General features: G+C 64.5%; 22 protein-coding genes. 8 read left to right on the top strand and 14 right to left on the bottom strand.

From position 1 onward, the window contains the following. Nucleotides 1-18 precede the first annotated feature (18 nt). The 8 genes from E2L06_RS07100 to E2L06_RS07135 form a co-directional block, all read right to left on the bottom strand. A complete protein-coding gene (locus E2L06_RS07100) occupies nucleotides 19-3,033 on the bottom strand; it encodes an FAD-binding and (Fe-S)-binding domain-containing protein (RefSeq protein ID WP_138779974.1) in 3,015 nt (1,004 codons plus the stop codon). Between the two features lie 173 nt (nucleotides 3,034-3,206). Then, nucleotides 3,207-3,809, bottom strand: a complete 603-nt coding sequence (gene sod, locus E2L06_RS07105; RefSeq protein WP_138779976.1) for a superoxide dismutase — start codon at nucleotides 3,807-3,809, stop codon at nucleotides 3,207-3,209. Between the two features lie 313 nt (nucleotides 3,810-4,122). Beyond that, nucleotides 4,123-4,500 carry a hypothetical protein gene (locus tag E2L06_RS07110; protein ID WP_138779978.1) on the bottom strand — a complete coding sequence of 126 codons (378 nt, stop codon included), beginning with the start codon at nucleotides 4,498-4,500 and terminating at the stop codon, nucleotides 4,123-4,125. Between the two features lie 230 nt (nucleotides 4,501-4,730). Further along, nucleotides 4,731-5,195, bottom strand: a complete 465-nt coding sequence (gene ndk / locus E2L06_RS07115) for a nucleoside-diphosphate kinase (protein WP_097379945.1) — start codon at nucleotides 5,193-5,195, stop codon at nucleotides 4,731-4,733. Next, nucleotides 5,192-5,485: a 50S ribosomal protein L24e gene (locus E2L06_RS07120; protein ID WP_138779980.1), complete on the bottom strand. Its 294-nt coding sequence runs from the start codon at nucleotides 5,483-5,485 to the stop codon at nucleotides 5,192-5,194. The genes ndk and E2L06_RS07120 overlap by 4 nt, the downstream gene beginning before the upstream one ends. Beyond that, entirely contained in the window at nucleotides 5,485-5,709 is a 225-nt protein-coding gene (locus E2L06_RS07125; RefSeq protein WP_006064297.1) for a 30S ribosomal protein S28e, read from the bottom strand. Before E2L06_RS07125 ends, E2L06_RS07120 begins: the two co-directional genes overlap by 1 nt. A gap of 11 nt (nucleotides 5,710-5,720) precedes the next feature. Continuing rightward, a complete protein-coding gene (rpl7ae, locus tag E2L06_RS07130; protein WP_138779982.1) occupies nucleotides 5,721-6,083 on the bottom strand; it encodes a 50S ribosomal protein L7Ae in 363 nt (120 codons plus the stop codon). Nucleotides 6,084-6,324: 241 nt separating this feature from the next. After that, complete coding sequence (locus tag E2L06_RS07135) at nucleotides 6,325-7,938, bottom strand: oleate hydratase (protein ID WP_138779984.1); 1,614 nt, start codon at nucleotides 7,936-7,938, stop codon at nucleotides 6,325-6,327. Between the two features lie 197 nt (nucleotides 7,939-8,135). Here E2L06_RS07135 and tmcA point away from each other — a divergent pair, with 197 nt between their 5' ends. From tmcA to E2L06_RS21775, 4 genes are all read left to right on the top strand, one after another. Continuing rightward, nucleotides 8,136-10,433, top strand: coding sequence for a tRNA(Met) cytidine acetyltransferase TmcA (tmcA, locus tag E2L06_RS07140; protein ID WP_138779986.1), 2,298 nt, complete (start codon nucleotides 8,136-8,138; stop codon nucleotides 10,431-10,433). Nucleotides 10,434-10,497: 64 nt separating this feature from the next. After that, nucleotides 10,498-10,884 carry a hypothetical protein gene (locus tag E2L06_RS07145; protein WP_138779988.1) on the top strand — a complete coding sequence of 129 codons (387 nt, stop codon included), beginning with the start codon at nucleotides 10,498-10,500 and terminating at the stop codon, nucleotides 10,882-10,884. 287 nt (nucleotides 10,885-11,171) lie between these two features. Then, nucleotides 11,172-11,657: a DUF456 domain-containing protein gene (locus E2L06_RS07150; RefSeq protein WP_138779990.1), complete on the top strand. Its 486-nt coding sequence runs from the start codon at nucleotides 11,172-11,174 to the stop codon at nucleotides 11,655-11,657. A 45-nt stretch (nucleotides 11,658-11,702) separates the two neighbouring features. After that, the gene (locus E2L06_RS21775) at nucleotides 11,703-11,867 is read left to right on the top strand and encodes a hypothetical protein (RefSeq protein WP_171052322.1); all 165 of its coding nucleotides are present in this window, start codon (nucleotides 11,703-11,705) and stop codon (nucleotides 11,865-11,867) included. Between the two features lie 4 nt (nucleotides 11,868-11,871). Here the strand turns inward: E2L06_RS21775 and E2L06_RS07155 are convergent, their stop codons facing one another. After that, nucleotides 11,872-13,590, bottom strand: coding sequence for a glutamate--tRNA ligase (locus tag E2L06_RS07155; protein ID WP_138779992.1), 1,719 nt, complete (start codon nucleotides 13,588-13,590; stop codon nucleotides 11,872-11,874). Between the two features lie 104 nt (nucleotides 13,591-13,694). Beyond that, nucleotides 13,695-14,957: an NRAMP family divalent metal transporter gene (locus E2L06_RS07160; RefSeq protein WP_138779994.1), complete on the bottom strand. Its 1,263-nt coding sequence runs from the start codon at nucleotides 14,955-14,957 to the stop codon at nucleotides 13,695-13,697. 38 nt (nucleotides 14,958-14,995) lie between these two features. Between E2L06_RS07160 and E2L06_RS07165 the strand changes: the two genes are divergently transcribed. Continuing rightward, nucleotides 14,996-15,994, top strand: a complete 999-nt coding sequence (locus E2L06_RS07165) for a sulfite exporter TauE/SafE family protein (RefSeq protein WP_249361377.1) — start codon at nucleotides 14,996-14,998, stop codon at nucleotides 15,992-15,994. Here E2L06_RS07165 and idsA3 read toward each other — a convergent pair. Next, the gene (idsA3, locus tag E2L06_RS07170) at nucleotides 15,988-17,040 is read right to left on the bottom strand and encodes a geranylfarnesyl diphosphate synthase (protein WP_138779996.1); all 1,053 of its coding nucleotides are present in this window, start codon (nucleotides 17,038-17,040) and stop codon (nucleotides 15,988-15,990) included. The genes E2L06_RS07165 and idsA3 overlap by 7 nt on opposite strands. Nucleotide 17,041: 1 nt before the next feature. Continuing rightward, nucleotides 17,042-18,394 carry a ribonuclease J gene (locus E2L06_RS07175; protein WP_138779998.1) on the bottom strand — a complete coding sequence of 451 codons (1,353 nt, stop codon included), beginning with the start codon at nucleotides 18,392-18,394 and terminating at the stop codon, nucleotides 17,042-17,044. 353 nt (nucleotides 18,395-18,747) lie between these two features. Between E2L06_RS07175 and trkA the strand changes: the two genes are divergently transcribed. Together trkA and E2L06_RS07185 are read left to right on the top strand one after the other, a co-directional pair. Further along, on the top strand, nucleotides 18,748-20,079 hold the full coding sequence (trkA, locus tag E2L06_RS07180; RefSeq protein WP_138780000.1) for a Trk system potassium transporter TrkA: 1,332 nt from the start codon (nucleotides 18,748-18,750) through the stop codon (nucleotides 20,077-20,079). Nucleotides 20,080-20,204: 125 nt separating this feature from the next. Further along, nucleotides 20,205-21,743: a TrkH family potassium uptake protein gene (locus E2L06_RS07185; RefSeq protein ID WP_138780002.1), complete on the top strand. Its 1,539-nt coding sequence runs from the start codon at nucleotides 20,205-20,207 to the stop codon at nucleotides 21,741-21,743. 30 nt (nucleotides 21,744-21,773) lie between these two features. Here E2L06_RS07185 and E2L06_RS07190 read toward each other — a convergent pair whose 3' ends face one another. Further along, entirely contained in the window at nucleotides 21,774-22,514 is a 741-nt protein-coding gene (locus E2L06_RS07190; protein ID WP_138780004.1) for an isopentenyl phosphate kinase, read from the bottom strand. Then, nucleotides 22,511-23,497: a mevalonate kinase gene (gene mvk / locus E2L06_RS07195; RefSeq protein ID WP_138780006.1), complete on the bottom strand. Its 987-nt coding sequence runs from the start codon at nucleotides 23,495-23,497 to the stop codon at nucleotides 22,511-22,513. Before mvk ends, E2L06_RS07190 begins: the two co-directional genes overlap by 4 nt. 116 nt (nucleotides 23,498-23,613) lie before the next feature. On the opposite strand from mvk, the gene E2L06_RS07200 reads away from it, so the two are divergent. Continuing rightward, nucleotides 23,614-24,540 (top strand): thiamine-phosphate synthase family protein, encoded by a 927-nt coding sequence (locus tag E2L06_RS07200; RefSeq protein WP_138780008.1) that lies wholly within the window; start codon nucleotides 23,614-23,616, stop codon nucleotides 24,538-24,540. Nucleotides 24,541-24,584: the final 44 nt, after the last annotated feature.

Consider the following 24,584-nt stretch of genomic DNA (forward strand, 5'->3'; position numbering starts at 1 on the left):
CTCGGGATCGCTGGATCGCTACGTCTCGAGCGCGCGGGCGAGCACCTCGACGGGATGGGTGGGCCGATCGTAGCCCTCGAAGTCGCCGATCTGTGTCCGACAGGAGGTGCCGGGAGCGACGACCGTCGTCTCGGTGCGATCAGCGTGCCGACGTTCCTCGAGTTGGTCTCGTAGTATCGAGCCGATCGCCCGCGAGAGGTCGTAGTGGTCGGATTCGTAGCCGAAACTGCCGGCCATGCCACAGCAGCCCGAGTCGACGGGGTCGACGGCGTAGCCCGCCCGTCGGAGTACGCCGACGGCGTGGTGGTCAGCGCCGCGGGCCTTCTGGTGGCAGTGGCCGTGAAACGTGAGCGGCCCCTCCGCCGTCACGGTCTCGTCGAACGACACCTCCTCGTCCAGTCGGCGGTCGTCGATGTACTCACAGACGCCGAACGCGTTCGCGGCGAGCGTCTCGACGCGCTCGTCGTCGAGCAGTGAGCGATACTCGTCGACGACCATCGCCGCGTCCGAGGGCTCGACGAACAGGACCGCCCAGCCGCGATCGAGATACGGCTCGAGGTCGTCGAGCAATTCCCGGCCCTGGTCGGCAGCGGCCTCGAGTAGCCCCTGTGAGTAGGCCGCGCGCCCGGTCGGCCCCAGTTCGGGAACCGCGACGCGAACCCCCGCCGCCTCGAGGACCTCGACGGCTGCTTTCCCGACCGCCGGATTCGAATAGTTGGTGTTCGTGTCGGGGTAGAGGACGACCCCCGCAGTCGCCGTCTCCGCGTCGACCTGGGGTCCCCGCTCCCCGTACCAGTCGACCAGCGTCTCCCGCTGGAACGTCGGCAGCGTCCGCTCGGCCGCGATTCCGACGGTCTTCTCGAGGGCGGTTCGCGCACCCGGCACCTTCGTGGCACGATTCGCAAGCGGTGCGAACGTGCTGCCCAGCGCCGACAGCCGATCGACGTTCGCGAACAACTGTTCCCGGAAACCCGTCCCTTCGCGCTCGTGGTATTGGTGTTTGACTTCGGCTTTGAGCTTCGCGAGATCGACTCCGGTGGGACAGTCGCTCTGACAGCCCTTACAGCCGATACAGAGATCGAGCACTTCCGACTGGAACCGCTCGCTGTAGAGTTCGCTGGGATCGATGTCGCCGCTGATCGCCGCCCGAAGCAGGTTGGCTCGCCCCCGCGTCGTTGCGATTTCCTCTTCGGTCGCGCGATACGTTGGACACATCACGTCGCTGCCGGTCTGTCGGCAGGTCCCACAGCCGTTACAGAGTTCCACGAGGTGGGAAAAGCCACCCTCGTCGTCGAAGTCGAGCGTCGTCCGCGGCTCGAGGGTGGCGTAGTCCGGCCCGTATCGGAGGTGCTCGCGGATGTCAGTCGAGTTTTCATCACGGTAGACGACTTTGCCAGGATTTAGCCGCCAGTCCGGGTCGAACGCCGATTTGAGCTCCTTGAACGCGTCCCAGAGTTGGGGGCCGTACAGCTTGGGGTTGAACTCCGTCCGTGCGAGGCCGTCGCCGTGCTCGCCCGAGAATGAGCCGTTGTGCTCGGCAACGAGATCGGTCACGTCGTCGGCGATGGCGCGCATCGTCTCGACATCATCGCCGTCTTTCAGATTGAGGACCGGCCGAATGTGAAGCGTCCCGACACCCGCATGCGCGAAGTACGCCGCCGTCGTGTCGTGGCTCTCGAGGATCTCCTGAAATCCCGCGACGTACTCGGCGAGTTCTGCGGGCGGAACGGATGCGTCCTCGACGAAGGGGTACGGCTTCGGATCGCCCTCCATACTCATCAACAGCGGGATGGCGGCTTTCCGGAGCTTCCAGAGTCGGTCCTGTTCCTCGGAGGTGAAGGCCTCGAGTGCGTCGAACGCTGCCCCCTCGCCGACGAGCGTCGCCGTCGCACCCGCGATGGCGTCCGGCAGGTCCTCGACGACCTCGGAGTCGAACTCGAGCATCAGTGCTGCCTCGGTCCCCTCGGGAATCGGCTCCGCGTACTCGGCATACTCCGCCGACTCGGCGGCGAGCCGGAATACCTCGTCGTCCATGAGTTCGACCGCACTGGCGTCCAAGTCGAGCGCCTCGGGGACGGCGGCCAGTGCCTCGAGCAACTCGTCGTAACAACAGACCGCGAGCGCGGTCTCGTCGGGCCGGGTCACGAGCGAGAGCGTCGCTTCGACAACGATGCCGAGGGTCCCTTCGGCACCGACGAGCAGTTTCGAGAGGTTGATGATCTGCTCACCCGCTTCATCCTCTCGAATCACCTTCTGCAGGTTATAGCCGCTCACGCTACGTTTGAGTTCGGGATAGCGCGACTCGATTTCGTCGGCGTTGTCCTCGACCAGCGCCCGAACCGTCCGGTAGATCGCAGCTTCGCGGTCGTCTTTCGAAACGATGTGATCCCACTCCGGACTGTCAAGGACGACGTCTCGCGTGCGGATCAGCGATCCGTCCGCGAGGACGACCTCACACTCCTCGATGTAGGCGTCCGTGATGCCGTATCGCACCGAGTGTGCGCCCGTCGAGTTGTTGCCGATCCCACCGCCGATCGTCGCGCGGTTCGACGAGGCCGGATCCGGCGCAAAGCGAAGGCCGTGGGGCTCGAGTGCAGCGTCGAGATCGTCCTGGACGACGCCCGGCTGGACCACGGCAGTCTGTTCGTCCGGATCGATCGTCTGAATCTCATCCATGTGGCGCGACAGGTCGAGGACGACACAGCCGGGGCCGACAGTCTGGCCGGCAAGCGAGGTGCCAGCGCCCCGCGGGAGCACCGGCGCGTCGTGGTCGGCCGCGACACGAACCGCCGCGCGCACATCGCCAACGTCCTGCGGAAAGACGACGCCGGCGGGCTGTGCGCTATAGACGCTGCCGTCGGTCGCGTAGAGCACGCGCGTGTACTCGTCGAAGCGTACGGCCCCGTCGCAGGCAGCTTGGAGGGCAGCCGCAAGCGATCCACTTGGCTCGACCGGTTCGGTTTCAACGGATGGCTGGTATCGCTGCCGCTCTCGATCCTCGGCGATCGCGTCAACGCTGTCTTCGGCGGCCATATGGGGTGAGACATCATTCCACATGTAGTTAAACCATGGTAGTCACAACCAGCCAGGCGGCGCCAGTCGCAGATCCGACGGTTCATCGACGGCACCCGAACACTACCGAGCGCGATCGCGTCCGCTGTCGATTGTCTGCGGCCGATAAAAACAGGGGGTTGACAACTCGTCGCTTACTCGAAGTGGTCGAGACACTTCTGGTACTCTTCTGCGGCCTTCTCCCAGTTGACGACATCGAAGAAGGCATCGATGAACTCCCCACGGTCCGGTCCGTAGTCGTAGTAGTAGGAGTGTTCCCAGACGTCCAGCGCGAGGATGGGATGGGAGCCCCAGAGTGCGCCCTGGTCGTGTTTGTCGACTGCGACGTTGCGAAGCTGCTTCGCGACGGGGTCGTATACCAGCAGTGCCCAGCCACTGGCGGCACCAGCAGCGGCCTCGAACTCGCCTTTCCAGCCCTCGTAGGAGCCGAAGTCTTCCTTGATGCGATCAGCGAGGTCGCCTTCGGGCTCACCGCCGCCGTCGGGAGCCATGTTCTCCCAGAACAGGGTGTGGAGATAGTGTCCACAGCCGTTGTGGGTGACGTTGCTGATGGCTCCGGGCGTCGTACCGAAGTCACCCTCCTCGCGGTTCTCTGCGAGGGTCTCTTCGGCCGCGTTGAGGCCGTTGACGTAGCCCTGATGGTGCGTGTCGTGATGCCAGGTCAGGACCTGTTCGGAAATCGATGGCTCGAGTGCGTCGTAATCGTATGGAAGTGGTGGAAGTTCGTGATCAGTCATAGTATTCTCCTCATGATTCGTATCGGTTCCTCGCCTGTTAAGTTTTGAGGAGTGGGACGTTATCACCTCATAAAGCCACGGCCGTCCCGTCTTGCGATTTACCGATACTCACGTCGATCAACCACAGGCTGAGTATTAAAGGTTTCAGCGGTCGGTGATCGGTCGTCTCATACCGTCGGACAGAAGTCAGTGAGAAGTCGCTCGCGAAAGCCGGCTGTCTCCAGCGGTGACAGCCGAGCCTGAGCGAGCGATCTTCAGATAGTTCTCCCCGACAGTATCACACTCGCCACTCGTCACTGCCGACTCACCAGTGTTACGTGATTTCCTTGTGGTGTGCGTGTTCGAGCCACTCCTCGACCGACGGCTGTCGCCAGTATCGAATCATCTCACTTCGGCGGTCGTATTCGAGAATGCCCGCGTCTTCGAGTTTCGGGAGGTGGGTGTGTGTAAGTGCCAGTCGAACGCTCGCTTGCCGGTCCGCCGTGTGTTCTCTGTTTATCGTGCCCGTCCGTTGCTCGAAGGCGACGACGTTCTCGGCGAGCGTCTCGAGCGTTGCGACGCCGTCCGACTGGTCTGTCAGATGGTACAGCGCGTACCGTCGTCGACTGTTCGAGAGCAGTTCGAAAACGAGATCCAACGATGGCGTCGCGTCCGCCATCAACGGGGTCACCTGCCCGTCCGTTTCACGCATTCACGACCCACCTCCTGTGTGTTACCATTCGAAACCACCAAGCGCCTCTTCTCTAGCCGTGACATTAGATGTTACGTCTCCCTAGATGAATACGTGTCTTCTACTCTAGTATATTTGGCAGTGGTATAATCCGGGAAACACATCGCTCGGTTCCGTATTAGATACAGCGAACGCTTTCGAACGGGTTCAACGCCGTAGAAAATCGGAAACAGCGATCGGCTCGAGAGCGACTACTCGTAGAGCCACTCGGCGTCGTGCTGATCGTAGTCGATCAGCTCGTCGTCGTCGAAGTGGATCGCGATTTCGCGTTCGTTTGCGCCCTCGTCCTCGTGGTCGGCGGCGTGAACGACGTTCCGACCGAGGTCGAGCGCGTAGTCACCCCGGATCGTGCCGGGTGCGGCCTCGAGCGGGTCGGTCTCGCCGATCATCTGGCGGACCTGTCGGGTCGCGTCCTGGCCCTCCCAGACCATCGGCACGACCGGACCCGAGGTGATGAAGTCCACGAGGTCGTCGTAGAACGGCTTGTCCTCGTGTTCGCTGTAGTGTTCCTCTGCCCGTTCACGGGGCATGTTCTCGACTTTGATGCCGACGAGCTTGAGCCCGCGGTCCTCGAGTCGGGAGACGACCTCGCCCACGAGACCGCGCGCAAAGGCGTCGGGCTTGACCATCACGAAGGTGCGTTCGTGATCGCTCATGCTTCCTCAGCCTCGACTTCGTCGCTCTCGTCCTCGGCGGACGCGTCAACTTCGTCTTCGGCTTCGCTTTCGTCGGCCTCGGCGGCAGGCGTCTCGTCCTGGACTGGGCCCTTGGCGCGACGACCCTCTTCGGTCCACTCCAGATCTCGGGGTTCGCGCCCGAGCTTGTAGTTTTTCTCCGCTTTGGAGTCGACGAAGTGGAGCACGGTGCCGTCAGTTTTGACGTACATGATGCCCGTGCCGGGTTCGATCTCTTCGCCCGTGTAGTCGCAGGTTCGTTTTTCGACCATTATTGTCCTCCGATGGAGTCGGCCTCGCGGGCGGTCTCGCGGAGCTGGAGTACGTCCCCTTCACGGACCGGCCCGAGGCAGTTACGGGTGATGATGCGTCCCTGGTTCTCGCCCTCCTTGATCCGGCATTTGACCTGCATGGCTTCGCCGTGCATGCCGGTCTTGCCGACGATCTCGATGACCTCGGCGGGCGTAGAGCCGCTTTCTTCCTCTTCAGCACTCATCTCTGATCACCTCAGTCGAGGTCCTCGACCTTGTCGGCGATGTCCTCGACGTCGCCGTCGGCCTCGCCGGTGTCGACGATCGCCGCAGCGGCCGAGCCGACCTCGAGGCCGGCGGCGTGGCCGACGTCGTCCTGAGTCTCGATGAAGACGACCGGAATGCCCTTCTCCTCGGCAAGCTCCGGCAGGTGCATGACGATCTCCTCGGGGGAGACGTCTTCGGCGACGTAGACGAGGTCGGCGTTGCCGCGCTCGATGGCCTTCGTCGTTTCGTTGGTTCCTTTCTTTACTCGTCCGGTGTCTCGTGCGACCTCGAGCGCCTCGAGGGCGTCGTCTGCGAGGTCGGCTGGGATGTCGGTGGTTACGTAGACTGACATTGGTTGTTCACCTCTCCTACACGTGGGCTCGCGCTCCCCTGCCATCCGGGCACTGGGTACCCGTGCCGGAACGACTCCGGCGGAAGTCCTGTAGGGCTAGGAGCATCATCAACCCCGCGTAGGGTGTACACCTGAGTAGCGCTGCCCTCCTTAAAAGCGTGTTCAAACGGCTGGGGCTGTGCGACGGTTCCGCACGGGCGAGACGGACAGTCGGGAGTCGGCTGCATCGGTGGCCCGTCGGCTACCTGAACGCGGCTCTTCCGACGTCCATCAGCACCTCCGGCTCGTACTGGTGGGCACTCACTGGCGGCACCTCGGCCTCGATTTCGAGCTGTTCGTAGACTGCCATCATGGCGGAGCGAACCGAATACTCGACGGTGAACACCACGTCGTCGGGAACCTCGGCAAACTGACCGATGAACGCGAGGTTGTTCGATCCTGCCGGGACGACAGCCGGTCGATCGCCGGAGGTTCGCGGCATGAAGTGGCTCGTGATAAACGGCATATTGCAGGGAATGCAGGTCGCGTCCTCGAGAACTGACGGCAGTTCGTCGAGGTAGCCGAGGTGGTAACAGAGTTCCTCGAGGATCTCCTCGCCGGTGCAGTTCTCCATTTTCTTCGCAACGTTGTTTCCGTCTTCTTCGGGGAAGAGGCCGTATCCCCAGAAGACCTTCACGTCGTCGGGCTGGTTCGCGAAGTGGGGCTGGGCGGCGACGACGATCGACATCAGCCAGTTCGATTCGGTAAACGTGATCAGTCCGTTTCCAGGTTCTTCACCCGTAACGTCGACGATGTGGTCGAGCAAGTCCGGTTCGTCGAGTGTGACCGTGTAGGATGGCCACTTCGTCTCCGGGACGTGGTCGGCAAACGCCGACGGTGTTCCGAACTTCGGATGGTCCTCGACGATGTTCTTCCAGAGTTCGAAGGAGGCACCCGTCGTGTTCAGGTCGGGTGCGTCCGTCATCGATCCGAGATCCGACCCGTCGGTCATCGACCCGTTTGTCACGAAGACGAGGTCGGTCGGCTCGACGTCGATCGTTTCGGTCGCCCCGTCGGATTCGTAGTGGATCGTCTCGACTGTCTTGCCGGCCCGAGCGGGCACGATGTCCAGATCCGTCACCTCACAGTCGCTCTGGAACTCGACACCGTGCTCTTCGAGCCATCGCCGGAGGGGGCGAACGATCGAGTCGTACTGGTTGTACTTGATCCGGTGGATCCCCTCCATCGTGTTCAGTCGGGGGAACTCGTGCATGAAGCGGTGCATGTACCGGCGCATCTCCGCGACGCTGTGCCACGGCTGGAAGGCGAACGTCGTCGCCCAGATGTACCAGAGCGTCGTCTCGAAGAACGACTCGGAGAACCACTCCTCGATCCGCGTCTCCCCCAGTTGTGTCTCGGGCGTGAGGACGAGTTGCAACAGCGAGAACCGGTGCTCCATCTCCAGGCCGTACGACGAGACGTCCAGTACCTCCTGGTCGTCACCCATCAACCTCGCTATCGCGTACGTCGGGTTTCGTTCGTTGAACTCGTCCATCACGTCCTTGATCGACCTGTCGCGGTCTTCGAGCGAGGGAATCGTCTCTAGGAGGTTCCACGTACACTCGTAGGTCGGATAGTTGAACATCCGGCCGCCGCGGATGACGTATCCCTCCTCCGGCGTTCCGGAGCCGTCGAGTGCACCGCCCATCACGTCCAGTTTTTCGAGGACGGTAACGTTCTCTCCGGGCATCGCCCCGTCACGAACCAGGAACGCGGCTCCCGCAAGGGACGCGATCCCACCGCCCACGAAGTAGGCCTCTCTCGCGGTAGCATCCGGTTGCCGTCGGGTGCCGCTGTCGTCAGCATCGCTGGTCATGTTACCCACGTACTATCGCTCGTCACTAATTGTATAAGAGCCTACAAATTGATTCCCGTGTGGAAAGAACGACCGACGAGAAGGACCCCTGGATCAGCGGTCACAGGAACGTCCGGGAAAATCCATACGTGCCTGCGTGCCACGGCCGCCGTGGATATCGAACACCGCTATTACGCTCGAGTTCCCAAGGCGGACACATGGACCTGGACTCGGACGCGGACGCGTCCGTCGTCGAACTCGCCCGCGGTCTCCGCGCGGAAGCGACACGGACGAACGAGCGCAGACTCCTGGTTCTCGCGGGCGGTCTCGAGCGGGGCTACGACGCCCTCGAAACCGTCCTCGACGACCTCTCGGTCCCGATCACGCGGACCACCCTCGTCGGCCCGGACGATCGACTCCGCTGCGAACAGGTCCCCCAGTCACGGGCCGGCGACCTGCTCGGGACGACGCGTGACGTCGTGACGATCGACGCCCACGCCGAACTCCGGCCCAACGCCGTCGGCAAACTCGTGGGCACCGTCGCTGGCGGCGGCCTACTCGTCCTCCTGACGCCGCCGCTCGATGCGTGGCCCGATCGACGCGATGAGTTCGACGAGTCGCTGGCCGTGCCCCCGTTTTCGCTGTCGGACGTGACAGGTCGGTTTCGCCGCCGTCTCGTCGAGACGCTGCGTGCACATCGCGGAATCGCAATCGTCGACTGCGACGCCGGCGTGATCGAGGACGACGGACGCACCCACCCGGCACCTCGTCTGCCCGCCAAAACGGAGTCGCGGCCCGCGTCCGACGACCACAGATTCCCGGCGGCTACCTACGAGGCCTGCCTCACGACCGATCAGGCCGAGGCCGTCGCGGCGTTCGAGTCCCTGGCGAGCGCCGACGCTGCGTCCCCCGATCGCGAGGAACCGCGGGCCGTCGTCCTCGAGGCCGATCGGGGCCGTGGCAAGTCGAGCGCGGCGGGACTCGCTGCGGGGGCGTTCGCCGTTGATGGCCAGGATGTGCTTGTTACCGCGCCGCAGTTCCGGAACGCGCGGGAGGCGTTCGATCGCGCCGGTGAACTCTGCGAGACACTGGGCGTCGCGACCACGGTCGAATCGAAACGCATCGAGACTGCCGCCGGGGGTCGCGTCCGCTTTCACGAGCCCGCCGCGGCCGTCGACGCCCTCGAGTCGGCCGACATCGTCGTCGTCGACGAGGCCGCCGCGCTGCCGGTCGCCACGCTCGAGTCGCTGCTGGCGGCCGATCGCGTTGCGTTCGCGACGACGATCCACGGCTACGAGGGCGCAGGACGGGGCTTCTCGGTCCGATTCCGCGACCGACTCGCCGAGAGTGACCACGAGGTACTCGACTGCCAACTCGTCGAGCCGATCCGGTATGCGGCTGGCGACCCGGTCGAGGTATGGGCTTTCCGCGCCCTGCTGCTCGACGCCCGTCCGCCGGTCGACTCGCTCGTGGCCGACGCTACACCCGAGACGGTCGACTATCGGCGACTCGAGCCCGACGACCTGCTGTCCGACGAGCGCCTGCTCCGGGAAGCCTTCGGCCTGCTCGTGCTCGCCCACTACCGAACCGAGCCCGCCGATCTCGCGCGGCTGCTCGACGCGCCGAATCTCGAGGCTCGCGCGCTCGTCCACGACGGCCACGTCGTTAGCGTGGCACTGCTCGCTCGCGAGGGAAACCTCTCGCCGGAAACCCGCTCCATGATGTACGAAGGCGGTCGGGTCCGTGGCAACATGTTGCCGGACGTGCTGACCAGCCAGTTGCGGGACGAAGCGGCAGCCGAGCCAGCCGGATTGCGCGTCGTCCGCATCGCGACCCACCACGCGGCCCGCTCGCGGGGACTGGGGTCACGTCTGCTCGAGCGCATCCACGAGGAGTTCGAACCCTCGGTCGACTGGCTCGGCACCGGTTTCGGCGCGACGCCCGGCCTGCTGTCGTTCTGGCGCGAAAACGGTTATCGGGCGGTCCACATCTCGACGACGCGCAACGACGCCAGCGGCGAGTACTCGGCGCTCATGCTCGCACCGACGAGCGACGCGGGTCGGACGCTTCACGATCGTCACGCCGACTGGTTCGTCCGCCGGTTTGCTGCCCTCTGTTCCGATGCGCTTGACGACCTCGAGCCCGACGTCGCCCGCGCGGTGCTCCGCAGCGTCGCCGATGGGGCGGGACCGCCACTTGCGTTGACTGACCACGAGTGGCGGGTCGTCGCGGGAGCAGCCTACGGGCCGGGCCTGTTCGACGTTGATCCGGGGCCGTTCCGGCAACTCGTCGTCCGGTACTTTGCTGACGACCCCGACGCCGTCGACTTGAGCGACCGCAAGGAACGGCTGTTCGTCTTACGCGTCCTCCAGAGTCGCGACTGGGAGGCCGTCGCCGATCGGCTCGGGTATCACTCGACGGGACAGTGTATGCGAGCGCTCGGCGACGCCGTCTGTCCGCTGGTCGATCGGTACGGGACCGAGGCCGCATTCGAGGTGCGCGATCGGTTCCGCTAGCCACGCTCCCATTATGTGGGAATTGCTATCATGAGTTTTACTAGCACTCGGAATAGCTATCAGTATGTCTTCGAGTCACCTCTCGGCGGACGAACGGACCGAGTTGACGAGCGCGGCCCGGACGGTCGTCGGCGACGAACTGCGCAGCGTCACGTACTTCAGCGAGGACGAGGTCGAACAGCTGTACCTTCGTGGCGACCTCGAGGCAGACGCGGACCTCGTCGGTTTCGCGGACACCGAACGGCTCGGCTTCCAGTCACAGACGGCCTACCAGGACTCCGAACTCGGACCCTACCAGTTCACGATTCGCGTCTTCGAACGCGGCTACCTCACCCGCGTGATCGTCGGCGACCACGGGGTGTTCGTCACGACGGACGCGATGGCGCGAGACCGGTTTGAGGAGATCGCAGCCGCGCTACAGGGCGTCCTCGTGGAGTTCGACGAGCCCTGATACGGTCTGCTGTCACCGGGTCCGCAGGACGGGTTGCGGGTGCGCCGGCCTGACTGACAGCAGTCCTATGAGTCAGACGGTCAGATGAACAGCCGCTACAGGGCGGGTTCGGGAAGCGCCTTCATACTGTCGGACAGCAGCCAGTGAGAAGTCGATCTGCAAATAGTTCTGTTCGACAGTATCAGGGGCTACGCGACGAGTCGCCACCGCCGGGTGACGTAGCAACGAACACGCCGCCTCGAGACAGCCGGCAGTATGGCTTTGGCGATCGGGCCCTTCCAGCCGGTATGGTTGATGCAGTGACGATCTTCGCGATCGCGTTGCTCGCCGGTGCCATCGTCGGCGCAGCCGTGCCGATGGTTCCGAGTGGCCTCCTCTCGCTCGCCGGCCTCGGTGTCTACTGGTGGGGTTCCGGATTCGCAGAGCTGAGCGTCCTTACGTTCGTCGTCCTCGCCGTCCTTGCTCTCGTCACGGCGCTCATCGAGTTCTTCGGCGGCTCGATCGCCGCCCGAGCAGGCGGCGCGTCGTGGATCACAACCGCGGCCGCCGCCGTCGTCGGCATCGTCCTCATGGTCGTCACCGGCCCGCTGGGATTGCTCGTCGGCCTCTTCGGGACCGTCTTCGTCCTCGAGTTCGTCCGCGACGGGGAACTCGAGGGCAGTACGCGCTCAGCCGTCTACACGACCGTCGGCGTCCTTGCATCGACGGCGGTGCAGGTCCTGCTGACGGCGTCGATCCTCTTTGGGTTCGTCATCGGCGTCTTCCTGCTCTGACCGACACAAAAAAGACTGAAGCCGTGGGCGTCGTTCACACGGGAAATGGAGTGTTCCGAAACCGACTGCGAGCGTCCAGCCACGGTCGAGTTGCATATCCCTTGGGACGAGAACCGCCTCGTCTGTGCCGCTCACGCCCGCGTGCTGGGTCGACAGGACGGCGTCGTCGCCGATCCGAATCCGGACCGAGCAGACGACTTGCTCGAGTAAGGTTTCAGGGGTGAGCGTAGTAGACGACGGTCTCGTCGTCCTCGTGGCGGTCGATCCGCGCGAAGCCGACGCGTTCGAACTGGACGAGTTCGTCGGACTCGAGCCCGCCGACGCCCGGTTCCGCGTGGCCGGAGACATCGCCCTCCATCGTCCGCATGCGGACGGGCACGCTCTCCTCGGCCGGCACCCAGTGAACGACGTCCACGTCCCCCTCGCGGACGACGTCGATGTCGTCGCCGGTGTACTGGAGCGTGTCACGCGTATACTGGAAACAGCCCAGCCCCTTGAGCCAGATCCGTTCCTCGCGGTCGGGGAGGTCTCCCTCCTCGAGCAAGACGGCATCACTGACCGGAATCTCTCGAACGCCGCGATCCTCGTGGTTGGGATGCAGCGGCGGGTTCGCCTCGTCAGGTGGGCTGCCACCGAGTGGAAGCTGAACGCCGTTGCGGACGAAAAAGCGGCGGTCGGTCTCGTCGTCGATCAGGTCGCGGTTGTTCGCGTAGATCGAACTCATCGCGAGGTCGACATCGGTGGTCGAGGTTCCCAGCCCGGTCATCGCCTCGACGATGGCCTCGCCGCGGATGCCGCGCCGACGCAGGCTCTTGAGCGTCGGTGCGCGTGGGTCGTCCCAGCCGTCGAGTTCGCCCTGCTCGATCAGTTCCGAAATGGTTGACGTACTCACCTTGACGTTGTAATCGTCGAGCTGGACGTGGCCCCAGTGGATCACTTCGGGGTACTCCCAGTCGAAGTAATCGTAGACGAACTGCTGGCGTTTCGCGGAGTCCTGCAGGTCGATCCCTCGGATGATGTGCGTGATCCCGATGAGGTGGTCATCGACGCCCGACTGGAAGTCCAGCATCGGCCAGCATCGGTATTCGCTGGCTTCCTCGCGGGGATGAGGCGTATCGATCATCCGGAAGGCCACCCAGTCGCGCAGCGCCGGATTCTTGTGCTCGATGTCGGTTTTGACCCGCAGGACCATCTCGCCGCTTTCGTATTCGCCGTCGATCATGGCCTCGAATTCCTCGAGTACCGTCTCAGTGTCCTTCTCGCGGTGGGGACACGCCTCGCCCGAGTTCTTCAGCTCCGAGAACGCCTCGCCCGAACACGAGCAGGTGTAGGCCCCGCCGAGTTCGATCAGCTCGTGGGCGTGGTCGTAATAGGTCTCGAGGCGGTCGCTCGCTTTGTACGTCGCGTCGGGCTCGAAGCCGAGATAGTCGAGGTCCTCGAGGATGTCGTCATAGGCCTCGAGATCCGGCCGTTTGGTCTCGGGGTCGGTGTCGTCGAAGCGCACGCAGAACCAGCCGTCGTAGCGGTCGCGGTAGGTGCCGATGACGGCGGGCATCCGGGCGTGGCCGACGTGCCACGGGCCGTTGGGGTTGGGCGCACACCGCATTCGGATCTCGTCGTACTCCTCGGCGTTCGGAAGGTCGGGGAGGTCGTGTTCGTCTTCTTCCTCTTTGGCTTCGATCTCGGCGAGTTCCTCGGGGGCGAGTTCCTCGAGGCGAGCGCGTTTGGCCTCGTAATCAAGATCGTTGACCCGTCCGACGACGCCACCGGCGATCCCCGGAATCTCGTCGCCGTGCTCGCGGAACTCGGGGTTGTCGCCCATCAGCGGCCCCATAATCGCGCCGACGTCGGCGTCGCTCTCGTGTTTGACGGCATTTAATAGTGCGTGCTTTTCGACCTCGCGCTCAACACGCTCGCGTAACTCGTCGTTCATTATCGAGCGGTATTCGTGCCCGGACCAAAACCCTCGCGGTGTCGGCTCGGCGAGCGACGGCCACGCGGCCTGCCACGAACCGGTGACGACGGATTCAGGCGCGGTCAGAACCCGCCCCCGGTGAGCAGGTCTAGGAAGTCCTGCATCGCCAGTGCGGCCAACACGATGGCCAGCAGCACCAGCAGCGCGTTGACGACGTTCAGCTTCCGAGAGTTGCGGTACTCGCCCATCGTCTCGCGGTCGTTGACCGCCCAGAACAACAGGACGGCCGCGACCGGCAGCCCGAAGATACCGTTGTACATCGGGAACAGGATCACCATGTCGACGACCGAGAGGTCCATGACCCGGCTGATCATCGGCGAGAGGACGCCGACACCGGTCAGCCCCGCGAAGACGATTGTGAACAGCCGATCGCCCTTCTGGACGTCCACTCCGGCCGCCTGCGGGATCATGTACGCGGGCGCCCACATGATCGGGATGATGCTGTTGAACGCGGCCGCGATCACGCCGCCGATGAACAGTACCATCGCCCATACGCCAAGCACCTCGACCAGCGCCTCGCCGGGCGTGATGAATGTCTCGAGTTGCGTAAAGCCCATCGGGCGCAGCAGCGCCGCGGCGGCGATCAGGATCGCGATCGTCGTCACGCCGCCAACCGCGTATCCGATCGCCAGGTCCTCCCGCGCGTCGGGCAGGTCGCTCTGGTCCGTCCAGCCCTTCTGGTGGACGAGGATAGACTCAAGGAAGAAGTTCGGCCACAGCGCGGTCGTCCCGAGCAACCCGGCGGCCATCGCCACCGCGCCGAACGTGTCCGTCGTCGGGACGAACCCGAGCGCGACGTCACCCGGGTTCGCGCCGCTCGGGAGCGCGACGATCACGTAGATGACCATCAGTGACAGCATCATGCCGATCATCACGTTCTCGACGGTGTCGTAGTTCAGAACGCCGACGCCGATCGCCACGAACGTCGTCACGACGGCGATCGGTTGCCAGCCGATCGCGCCGCCGAGCAGGAACGAGAAACCTGCGCCGACGGCGGCGACGAGGCCGAGGGTCCACGCTACGCAGCCGATCGCCAGGAATATCGCGATCGCCGTCGCCCCCGGCCGGCCGAGCTTCTCCCGAACGAACACCATCAAGGGCTCGCCGTGGATCCCCAGCCTGGCGCTCATGTCTTGTGCCATGAAGCCGAGCAACGCAGCGCCGACAACGGCCCACAACAGCGTGTAGCCGTGCATCACGCCGGCCTGGCTGGCGATGAACACCGACCCCGAGCCGAAGTAACTGGCGACCATCACGAACGCCAGTCCGTACTGTTGTACCTGTCCGGCCGCGTAGTCGAGTGGAGAAAAGTTGCGGATACTCATTCGTCGGTGCTTTGCGTTCGACGGTCGATTCGTCGTAGGTGCCGGACGCTGACGAACTGCTCCCGTGGGGATTCGATACGCTGTGGCTCGTCGGACTGTGGTTGTGTTCGCATCATGGTTGCGTCGTAACGCCCAATCTCGAAAAGCGAGCGAGTACGGGTGTCGCTGAGTGTAGTACACCTACAGTAAACAGTCCCAGAGGGGAGTGTCTACGCCCGGAATGTTCAACTGCCCGGTTCCGAAACGCCGTACAGCGACGGGGTCACGAGGACGGTCGGTTCTCCCCGACAATCCACGGTTCCGGCGGGATCCTGATCGTCACCGGACTGTCCCTCCTGACATCGCTCTCGAGCGACGAGGTCGCGGGCACCGCCAGCGCGATCTTCACCGTCGGCGCCGTGTTCGACAGCGTCGTCTACGCCCGGTCGGGCGAGATCGACTGGCCCACCGCGGGCGCGGTCGGCGCGGCCGCCGTCGGCACGTGGATCAGCGTCCGGGCCAACGCCTATCTCTCGCGGCGGGCCTACGGGCACGTGCTCGCCGCGTTGCTCGCGGTCGGCGGCGGGAACATCGTCTACCGGGAGCACCGCGATCTCGAGCCGCGACTCGAACCCGGGCGGTATCGTCGCGATCTCACCGCGTTCGCCGGGATCGGGCTCGTGATCGGCGTCTTCGGGGGCCTTCTGGGGATCGGCGGGGCCGCGCTGTCGACCCCCGCGCTCGTCCTGGTCGGTGTACCGATGCTCGTGACGATCGCGGTCACCCAGATCGTCGTCTTCACCGCGCTGTGTACCGCGTTCAACGACCTGCTTCGGGACGCGGTCGTTGCGTCGCTGTTCGTGCCGATCACGGCCGCCTACCTCGGGGCGTCGGCGTCGGTTGGTGGCTCACCACCGGATCGCCGCGAGCCGGCTAAAGCTCGCACTCGGCGTCGTGCAGGTGATCTGACCACTGTTCTCGACGAGCAACGGCCGTTGAGTGTAGCCGCTCGACCGTCGCTCCGTCCGAAAAAACGACCGACGCGGAAGCGTCAGTAGCCGCGTTCGATCAGGTAATCCGCGAGGTCACAGAGGAGGTCGCGTGCCTCGTTGTCCGGCAGGACTTCGAGTCGGTTCTTGCCACGCTCGACTAAGTCGCGGGCGGTCTGGTTCGCATAGGAGATCGAGCCGGCCGCCTCGAGTTCGGCGACCGCGTCGTCGATTTCGGCTTCGGTGACCGCGTCGACGTCGTCGGTGTCGACCAAGTTGTCGACGTCGACGCCCTGCTCGCGGGCGTGGACGGTAATCAGTGTCTGTTTGTTCTCGACGAGGTCGCTGCCGCGCTGTTTGCCGAGTTGCTCGCTGGGGACGGTCAGGTCGAGGACGTCGTCCTGAATTTGGAACGCGCGGCCGACGTCGAGCCCGTAGCCGTAGAGTTCGTCGATCGTCTCGTCGTCAGCGCCGAGCAAGATCGCCGGCAGACACGCCGACGCTGCGTACAGGACGGCCGTCTTCTGTTCGACCATCTCGAGGTACTCGTCGGGCGAGACGTCGGTACGCTCCTCGAAGGTGACGTCGAGGGACTGCCCTTCGCAGATGTCAGTACAGGTGGTCGCGAGGACCTCGAACGCGTCGACGACGCGGTCCGACTTCGCGTTCGTCTCGAGCATGATCTCGAACGCTTTCGAGTAGAGCGTGTCGCCGGCCAGAATGGCCGTCTCGAGATCGTACTCCTTGTGGACGGCGGGGACGCCACGCCGGAGGTCGTCGTCGTCCATGATGTCGTCGTGGATCAGGGTAAACGACTGGATGACCTCGACGCTGACGGCGCCAGCCATCACGTCGACCGGGCCGCTGTCGTCGAGTGAGGGAAACGACCGATACCCGGTCGAGAGCGTCTCGACGTCGGCCAGCGCCTCTGCCGTCGTCAAGAAGACGGTCGGCCGGAGTCGCTTGCCGCCCGCGTCCAGCAGGTATCGAGAGGCTTCGTAGAGCCGCTCGGGTCGCTGGATGGGGAGCTCCTCGGGAATCGCGTCGTTGACGAGTTCACGACGCTTGCGCACCGCTTCGAGCACCGCCTGTTCGCGTGCCTCGGGACTCGTCATATCAGTCGACGAGCTGGATGAGGTTCCCGTTGCGCGTGACGTGGAGATCTCGTCCCATCTGGTAGCCCTCGTTCGAGGCGAGGTCGACGTAGCCCGAGAACCCTTTCATGTCCTGGTGGGCAGGGATGACGTGCTGGGGCTGGAGTGCATCTAACATCTCGTAGTGGCCCTCCTGGTTGAGGTGGCCCGAGACGTGGATATCGTCGTAGATCCGCGCGCCCTGCATGCCGAGCAGTTTCTCGGCCTGATAGCGCTGACCCTCGTTGGTCGGCTCGGGAATCACGCGGGCCGAGAAGACGACCTTGTCGCCGTCGTCCAGTTCGTAGGGGGTCTCACCGCGGGCCATCCGGGTGAGCATCGCGCGGGGCTCGCCCTGGTGGCCGGTGACGACGGGCAGATAGTCCTCTTTCCCCTCGTTCATGATCCGCTTGAACGTGCGGTCGACGGACTTGCGGTGGCCGAACATGCCAAGATCCGATGGGAAGTCGACGAAGTCCAATCGTTCTGCAGTGCCCGAGTACTTCTCCATCGACCGACCCAGCAAGACGGGCTGGCGGCCGATGTCGTCGGCGAACTCGACGAGCGATTTGACGCGTGCGATGTGGCTCGAGAACGTCGTCGCGACGATCCCGCCGTCGTAGTCCTCCATGCTGTAGAGGACGTCCCGGAGGTGTTCGCGCGCGACGTTTTCCGACGGCGTCCGGCCTTTCTTGTTGGCGTTGGTACAGTCCTCGATATAACAGAGGACACCTTCGCCCTCGCGGCCGATCTCACGGAACCGCTTCATGTCGATCGGGTCGCCGATGACGGGGGTGTGGTCCATCCGTTTGTCCAGCCCGTAGACGATCGCGCCCTCGGGCGTGTGGAGGACGGGGTTGATCGCGTCGATGATCGAGTGGGTGACGTTGACGAACTCGAGGTCGACCTTGCCGGAGTCGCCGATCGACATCGTCTCGCCGGCCTCCATCTTGATCAGGTCGTTCTCGACGCCGAACTTCTGTTCGCCCTCGATCTGCTGTTTGACCAGTTCGATCGTAAACGGCGTGGCGACGACCGGTGCGTTGTACCGGTGGGCCAGCTTCGAGATGGCACCGATGTGATCTAGGTGCCCGTGGGTGGGGACGATCGCCTGAACGTCGCCCTCCAAGTCGCTCATGACCCGGTCGTCGGGGATCGCACCCATATCGATCAGGTCGAGACTGTGCATCCGCTCGGTTTCGACGTTATCGTGGATCAGTACCTTCGAGAGGTTCAGACCCATGTCGAAGATGACGACGTCGTCGCCGGCGCGGACGGCAGTCATCTGCCGCCCAACCGCTTCGTAGCCGCCAATCGTTGCAATTTCGATTTCCATGGTTCGTAGCACTGAAAGCCGCGTGGTGGACTCTCATCGAAACGGTCCGCGGACTCCCGGTTGTTCGGCCCCGGCGTCTTGCAGCACGTCGGCCATCCCGCTATGCGTCCGCGGAGACAACCCGTCTCCAGCCGGCTCACGACATCGTGAGCCCCGAACGCACTTGCCCGCGGGTTTCGCTATGTGCTCGTACACGCCCAGGTCTTAAAAACACAGTGGGTTAGCCCGTCAGTCAGTATCCGCCTCGCTGATCGGGTACCGAGAGAGCAAACTACCCAGCTTCGCGCATCGTAATCCATTTGCCGGTCGCCCCGAAATCCGTTTCCAGTACTCATGCTTTCGGAGGGATCGTCGTGTACGTAATCATCGTCGGTGCCGGTGAAGTCGGTCGCTCGATCGCTGCGAACCTCGAGGACACCCACGATGTCGTCGTCGTCGACCAGGACGGTGACGTGACCGAGCAACTCACCTACGAGCTCGACGTCCTCACGATCCGTGGCGACGGAACCGACCTCGAGGTACTGCGCGAGGCTGGCCTCGAGCAAGCCGGCCTCGTCATCGCCTGTACCGACAACGACGAGACCAACGCGGTCGTCTGTGGCGCGGCAAAAGCCACCTCCGAGGTCTTCACGATCGCCCGTGTCCGCCGGCGGACGTTACTCGAGACCTGGCAGGGCTCACAGGGGGCCTTCGGCGTCGATTTCATGGTCTGTACCGACCTCCTGACCGCACAGACGATCTTCCGGATCTCGGGGCTGCCGAGCGCCCACGACGTCGATACGTTCGCTGGTGGGCTCGTCCGCATGGCCGAGTTCGACATTCCGGAAGGCAGCCCGATCGCCGACCGGACGGTCAGCGAGGCTGACTGTTATGACTCGCTGACCTTCGCCGCGATCTTCCGGAACGACGAGATGATCGTCACGCGCGGCGATACCGTCATCCGGGCAGGTGATCGCGTCGTCGTTATCGGGAGTCCGGACTCGATGAACGACTTCGCCGATGAGGTCGCGACGACGCCGGACGACACCGAGGAAGTCGTCATCGTCGGCGCGAGCGAGATCGGATTTCAGGCGGCTCGCGAGTTCGAAGACCACGGCTTTCGCCCGCGATTGATCGAACAGGACCACGAACGGGCCCGCGAGGTCGCCGAAGCGCTGCCGAACACCATGGTCATGGAAAGCGACGCGACCAACTCCGAGTTTCTCGCCCGCGAACACGTCGGCGAGGCTGACGTCGTCGTCGCGGCCCTGGATAGCGACGAGAAGAACCTGCTCGTCTCGCTACTGGCCGACAGACTCGGCGTCGATCGAACCGTCGCCATCATCGAGACGCCCGAGTACGCCGACCTCTTCGAGACCGTCGGCGTCGACGTCGCGGTCAACCCTCGCGAGGAGACCGCCGAGGAGATCATCCGCTTTACCCGGACCGACCACACCGAGAAAATCGCGATGCTCGAGCACGACCGTGCGGAGGTCATCGAGATCGAGGTCGGCCCCGACAGCGTCCTCGTCGGGCAGGACATCGCCGACGCGGCGGCCGAGCTGCCGGACGGCGTCGTCATCGGTGCGATTTCCCGCGGCGGCGAACACATCACGCCTCGGGGCTCGACGGCTGTCCAGCCCGGTGATCACGTCATCGTCTTCGTCGACGCGACCGTACTCGACGAGGTTGTCGACCTGATATAGAGCGCGGCCGTTTCGTCGTTCCGCCGGCACACACGCTCGAAAGCCGGTTACGATGGATTAATAAATGCTAGCTGAAATGCCGTTAAATACCGTGTACAGGCGTACTTACGCGAGTGGGGTGTTCTATGCGACTGCGCACTGACTGGCGTGCCAGCGTCGCACTCGTTGGAACCGTCCTCAAGTATCTCGCCGTCCCGCTGGTGATTCCGGTCGTCGTGGCGCTCATCTACGGCGAGCCCGTGTTCCCGTTTGTCGCGACGATCGCGCTGACGATCGCCGTCGGCCACGGTCTCGAGCAACTCGAACTCGAGCCGGACATGCAGATCCGGGAGGCAATGTTGTTCGTCGCGATTTCGTGGCTCGCCGTCGCTGCCGTGGGTGCGGTCCCGTACGTACTCGCGGGCGTGGGGACCGAGTCGACGCTCGCCGATCCGGTCAACGCGCTGTTCGAGTCGATGTCCGGCTTTACGACGACCGGAGCGACGATCCTCGGGGAAATCTCGCTTGACCGCCACTCCCACGCCGTGATGATGTGGCGACAGCTCACCCAGTGGCTCGGCGGGATGGGGATCATCGTGTTGATGGTCGCGATCCTCCCGGAAGTCGCTGTCAGCGGTGCCCAGCTCATCGAGTCGGAAGCGCCGGGCCCGGAGCTACAGAAACTGACGCCGCGGATCGCCGAGACGGCGCGAATCCTCTGGCTCGTCTACTTCGTCTTTACCGCCGTCTACATCGCGTTGCTCTACGGCTTTCACCTCGCGGGGATGGCACCCAACATGGGACTGTACAACGCGATCGCCCACGGGTTTACGACGCTCCCGACCGGTGGATTCTCGCCCGAAGCCGGCAGTGTCGCGGCGTTTTCCGCGATCGTTCAGTGGACGGCGATCCCCTTCATGATCATCGCCGGGACGAACTTCGCCCTGTTCTGGCACGTCTTCAGCGGCGAGGGCCACCGTTTCGTTCGCAACTCCGAGTTTCGCGCCTATATCGCCGCGATCGCCGGGCTGACCGTCCTCCTCGCTGGAATGCTCTATACTGGCGTTGCACCGGCGCTGGCGGACCTTGGCGGTGTGACCGAGGGCGTCCTCGAGAACTCGCTGCGACAGAGCGCCTTCCAGATCGTGTCGCTACTCACTTCGACAGGCTACGCGACCAGCGACTTCGTCGAGTGGTCCTCGACGGGGAAGATCGTACTCCTCTTCGCCATGTTCGTCGGCGGTTCGGCCGGTTCGACCGGCGGTGGCGTCAAGGTCGTGCGGTGGCTCATCGTCTTCAAGGTCCTCCGACGTGAACTGCTCACGGCCTCTCACCCTGAGGTCGTCCGGCCGATCCGGCTCGGCGGCAACGTCGTCGACGAAGACGCGATCCGTGGCGTGCTCGGCTTCACGTTCATGTACCTCTTCATCTTCGCCATCGCGACGCTGTTCATCGCGCTCGATGCGAGTCGCATCGGTTACACGCTGACGCCGCTCGAGGCGTTCAGCGCCAGTCTCGCGACGATCGGCAACATTGGCCCCGGATTCGGCTCGGTTGGCCCCTACGGGAACTACCTCGCGTTCCCGGACAGTTCGAAGCTCCTGCTGGTCTTTCTCATGTGGATCGGCCGCCTCGAGATCATCCCTGTGCTCGTGCTGTTCACCGGCGGCTTCTGGACCCGTTGAAAACAGTCGTTTCGACTCCCCCTGTTGCTGTCAGTCGATCGTCGTCCCTGGATTGTCGCCCTCGAGGAACACAGTCAGCGCCTCGAGCCCGAAGATCGATGCCTCTGCCTCGAGCGCCAGTAATGTCCGCACTTTGCCGGCCATCCCACCGGTCACGTCGGTTGCGTCGCTGGCTCCGAGGACGTCGGCGACGGCATCGAAGTTGTCGATCCGGTCGATAACGGCGTCCGCGTCGTCTAACACGCCGGGCACCGTCGAACAGAGGCCGATCCGATCGGCGTCGAGGTCCGCAGCGAGTTCGGCAACGAGTTCGTCGCCGCTGACGATCGTTGCACCCGCGCCCGCGTGGGCGATCACGTCGCCGTGGAGCACTGGGACGAACCCCTCGCCGAGCATCGTTTCGACCTGTCCGGTCGGCAGGTCGAGCGTCCCCTCGCGATCGCGGTGGGCCGCCGAAAACGGGTGGACCGGCACTGCCTGCACGTCGCGCTCGAGCAACCGACGCAGGACGAACTGATTCAAGGTCTTCATCGCACCGTGGATCGCGAGTGCCGCGTCCGCATCGTGGGTCCCCTCGGTCGTGCTGACGCCATGTTCGCTGGCGTTGTGGTGTCCGAAACTCCCGCCACCGTGGACGACGACGAGATCCTCGAGTCCGCCTTCAAGTGCCGCCGCGATCGCGTCGGCAGCCCGCTCGAGTGCGTCGCCGTCGAGCGTTTCCGGGCGGTCCTTCTCGGTGATGACGCTACCGCCGAGTTTCAGGACGATCATTCGAGTTGCTTCACCCCTTCTTCGGCGAGCTCGGCACGGAACGCGTCCTCACAGCCCGGGGTAAAGGACAGTGCCGTCTCGGTTTCGGGCGTTGGATCCAGCGCGACGATACAGCCACCGCCGCCAGCACCGGTGAGCTTTGCGCCGTGGGCACCTGCGTCGCGGGCCGCCCAGACCATCGTGTCAAGCGACCGTGAAGAAACTCCAAGCGCCGACAGCAGACCGTGATTGAAGTCCATCAGCCGACCGATCTCCTCGATGTCGCCGTCGGCGAGCGCCTGTTCGCCGTTCCGGACGATGTCGCCGATCGCTTCGACCGTGTCGGCCGCGAAGTCGTACTCGTCTCGGAGTTCGCGTACGCCGGCGACTAGCTGACCGGTATCGCCGGCCCCACCGTCGAAGCCGATCACGATCGGCAGGTCGGGCGCTTCGAGCGAGCGACAGTCGTCGCCCTCGACGCGGACCGCGCCGCCGGTCGCCGAACAGAACGTGTCCGCCCGCGAGGCCTGTCCGTCCTGGACCTGGTGTTCGGTTCGGTAGGCCCGTTCGGCGAGTTCGTCGGACTCGAGGGTGACGCCGAGTTCGCGCGCCGCGGCGTCGATGGCCGCGACGACGACCGCCGCAGAGGATCCAAGCCCCGCACCAAGCGGAATGTCGCTTTCGATCGTCACGTCGAAGCCGACGTCGTCCTCGCCGGTCACGTCGCGGACCTGTTCGATCGCGCCGTCGACGTAGCCCATCGCAGCGCTAATCAACGACTCCGAGACATCGACATCCGGGCCGTTCCCCGGCGTGCCGTCGTACTCGACGGTAAAGCCGTTCAGACTGAGATCCTCGGCGTGGACGCGGAGTTTGCCGTCGTCGCGTCGCTGTACTTCCACCCGCGCTCGCCGCTCGATCGCACACGGGACGGCAGGCTCGCCGTAGACGACCGCGTGCTCCCCGAACAGATACACCTTGCCGGGAGCGCTCGAGAGTGTCATGCCCGGCCGTTCGCACGACGGCGCTTAATAGCTATCTTTGTCTCGGCGCTCGCAGTCGGCGCGGTGTCGACCGGAACGCAGGCGGACTTATGACGGTGGGTCCACAGGACGGTCGTATGACACTCGTCTTGCCGAGCGAACTCGTCGTCGACCGGTTCCTGCCGACGGTGCGGGCAATGGTGGCCACGCGACTCGCCGACCGCGGGCTGACCCAGAAGGAGATCGCCGCCGAACTCGGCGTGACTCAGGCCGCGGTCAGCAAGTACGTCGGCGGCGAAGGTGGCGGCGACGACCGCTTTCGAGACGACCCCGAAACCGTCGCCACGGTCGACCGGATCGCCGACGGCCTCACAAGTGGCGAACTAGACGGCTACGACGCACTCGCCGAACTCCTCGCGTTGATCCGCAGCCTCGAGGACCGCGGCCCCATCTGCGAACTCCACGAGGAAGCGATGCCCGAGCTTCAGGGACTGGGCTGTGATCTCTGTGTTCGCGGGCTCGATCCCGACGTGCGCGCCGAACGCGACGTGCTCTCGAACGTCCGCACCGCCGCGCGGACGCTCGCTGCGATCCCCGGCATGGCTGACTCGATCCCGAACGTCGGCACGAACGTCGGCATGAGCCTCCCCGATCCCGACGACGAGACCGACGTCGCTGCGATTCCCGGCCGGATCTACGCCATGGGCGGCCGGATCGAGATCCCGGCCAACCCCGAGTTCGGAGCCTCGAAACACGTCGCGACGGCAGTACTGGCCGCCAACGAAGTCGACTCGAGCATTCGTGGCGCGACCAACGTCGCCACTGTCGACGACCTACTCGCGGCTGCGACGGAGGTAGGGATCGACCCGCTCGAGTTCGACGCCGACTACGAGGACCGCGGCGAACATCTCAGACGACGGTTCGAAGACCGCGGGGCAGTTCCTCGCGTCGCCTACCACCGCGGCGCATTCGGAATCGAACCCGCGACCTACGTTTTCGGGGCGACGGCCGTCGACGCTGCCGAACTGGTCGCGCAGTTGCTCGAGACCGCGGAGCGAGCCTGATGCGGGCTGCTGTCCCGATGTCTCGGTGCACCCGCTGGGCGGTC

Origin of the sequence: Haloterrigena sp. H1 (assembly GCF_005938085.1) — an archaeon.
Taxonomy (GTDB): domain Archaea; phylum Halobacteriota; class Halobacteria; order Halobacteriales; family Natrialbaceae; genus Natrinema.

Bases quoted from the DNA above. Each gene is read 5' to 3' on its own strand.
- E2L06_RS07135 (WP_138779984.1), bottom strand. From the start codon at position 7,938: ATGACCAGCGATGCTGACGACAGCGGCACCCGACGGCAACCGGATGCT.
- mvk (WP_138780006.1), bottom strand. From the start codon at position 23,497: ATGACACTCTCGAGCGCTCCCGGCAAGGTGTATCTGTTCGGGGAGCAC.
- E2L06_RS07145 (WP_138779988.1), top strand. From the start codon at position 10,498: ATGTCTTCGAGTCACCTCTCGGCGGACGAACGGACCGAGTTGACGAGC.
- E2L06_RS07160 (WP_138779994.1), bottom strand. From the start codon at position 14,957: ATGAGTATCCGCAACTTTTCTCCACTCGACTACGCGGCCGGACAGGTA.
- tmcA (WP_138779986.1), top strand. From the start codon at position 8,136: ATGGACCTGGACTCGGACGCGGACGCGTCCGTCGTCGAACTCGCCCGC.
- E2L06_RS07150 (WP_138779990.1), top strand. From the start codon at position 11,172: ATGGTTGATGCAGTGACGATCTTCGCGATCGCGTTGCTCGCCGGTGCC.
- E2L06_RS07185 (WP_138780002.1), top strand. From the start codon at position 20,205: ATGCGACTGCGCACTGACTGGCGTGCCAGCGTCGCACTCGTTGGAACC.
- E2L06_RS07200 (WP_138780008.1), top strand. From the start codon at position 23,614: ATGACACTCGTCTTGCCGAGCGAACTCGTCGTCGACCGGTTCCTGCCG.
- E2L06_RS07155 (WP_138779992.1), bottom strand. From the start codon at position 13,590: ATGAACGACGAGTTACGCGAGCGTGTTGAGCGCGAGGTCGAAAAGCAC.
- E2L06_RS21775 (WP_171052322.1), top strand. From the start codon at position 11,703: ATGGAGTGTTCCGAAACCGACTGCGAGCGTCCAGCCACGGTCGAGTTG.
- E2L06_RS07125 (WP_006064297.1), bottom strand. From the start codon at position 5,709: ATGAGTGCTGAAGAGGAAGAAAGCGGCTCTACGCCCGCCGAGGTCATC.
- E2L06_RS07190 (WP_138780004.1), bottom strand. From the start codon at position 22,514: ATGATCGTCCTGAAACTCGGCGGTAGCGTCATCACCGAGAAGGACCGC.
- rpl7ae (WP_138779982.1), bottom strand. From the start codon at position 6,083: ATGTCAGTCTACGTAACCACCGACATCCCAGCCGACCTCGCAGACGAC.
- idsA3 (WP_138779996.1), bottom strand. From the start codon at position 17,040: ATGACGAGTCCCGAGGCACGCGAACAGGCGGTGCTCGAAGCGGTGCGC.
- E2L06_RS07100 (WP_138779974.1), bottom strand. From the start codon at position 3,033: ATGGCCGCCGAAGACAGCGTTGACGCGATCGCCGAGGATCGAGAGCGG.
- E2L06_RS07175 (WP_138779998.1), bottom strand. From the start codon at position 18,394: ATGGAAATCGAAATTGCAACGATTGGCGGCTACGAAGCGGTTGGGCGG.
- E2L06_RS07120 (WP_138779980.1), bottom strand. From the start codon at position 5,485: ATGGTCGAAAAACGAACCTGCGACTACACGGGCGAAGAGATCGAACCC.
- ndk (WP_097379945.1), bottom strand. From the start codon at position 5,195: ATGAGCGATCACGAACGCACCTTCGTGATGGTCAAGCCCGACGCCTTT.
- E2L06_RS07110 (WP_138779978.1), bottom strand. From the start codon at position 4,500: ATGCGTGAAACGGACGGGCAGGTGACCCCGTTGATGGCGGACGCGACG.
- sod (WP_138779976.1), bottom strand. From the start codon at position 3,809: ATGACTGATCACGAACTTCCACCACTTCCATACGATTACGACGCACTC.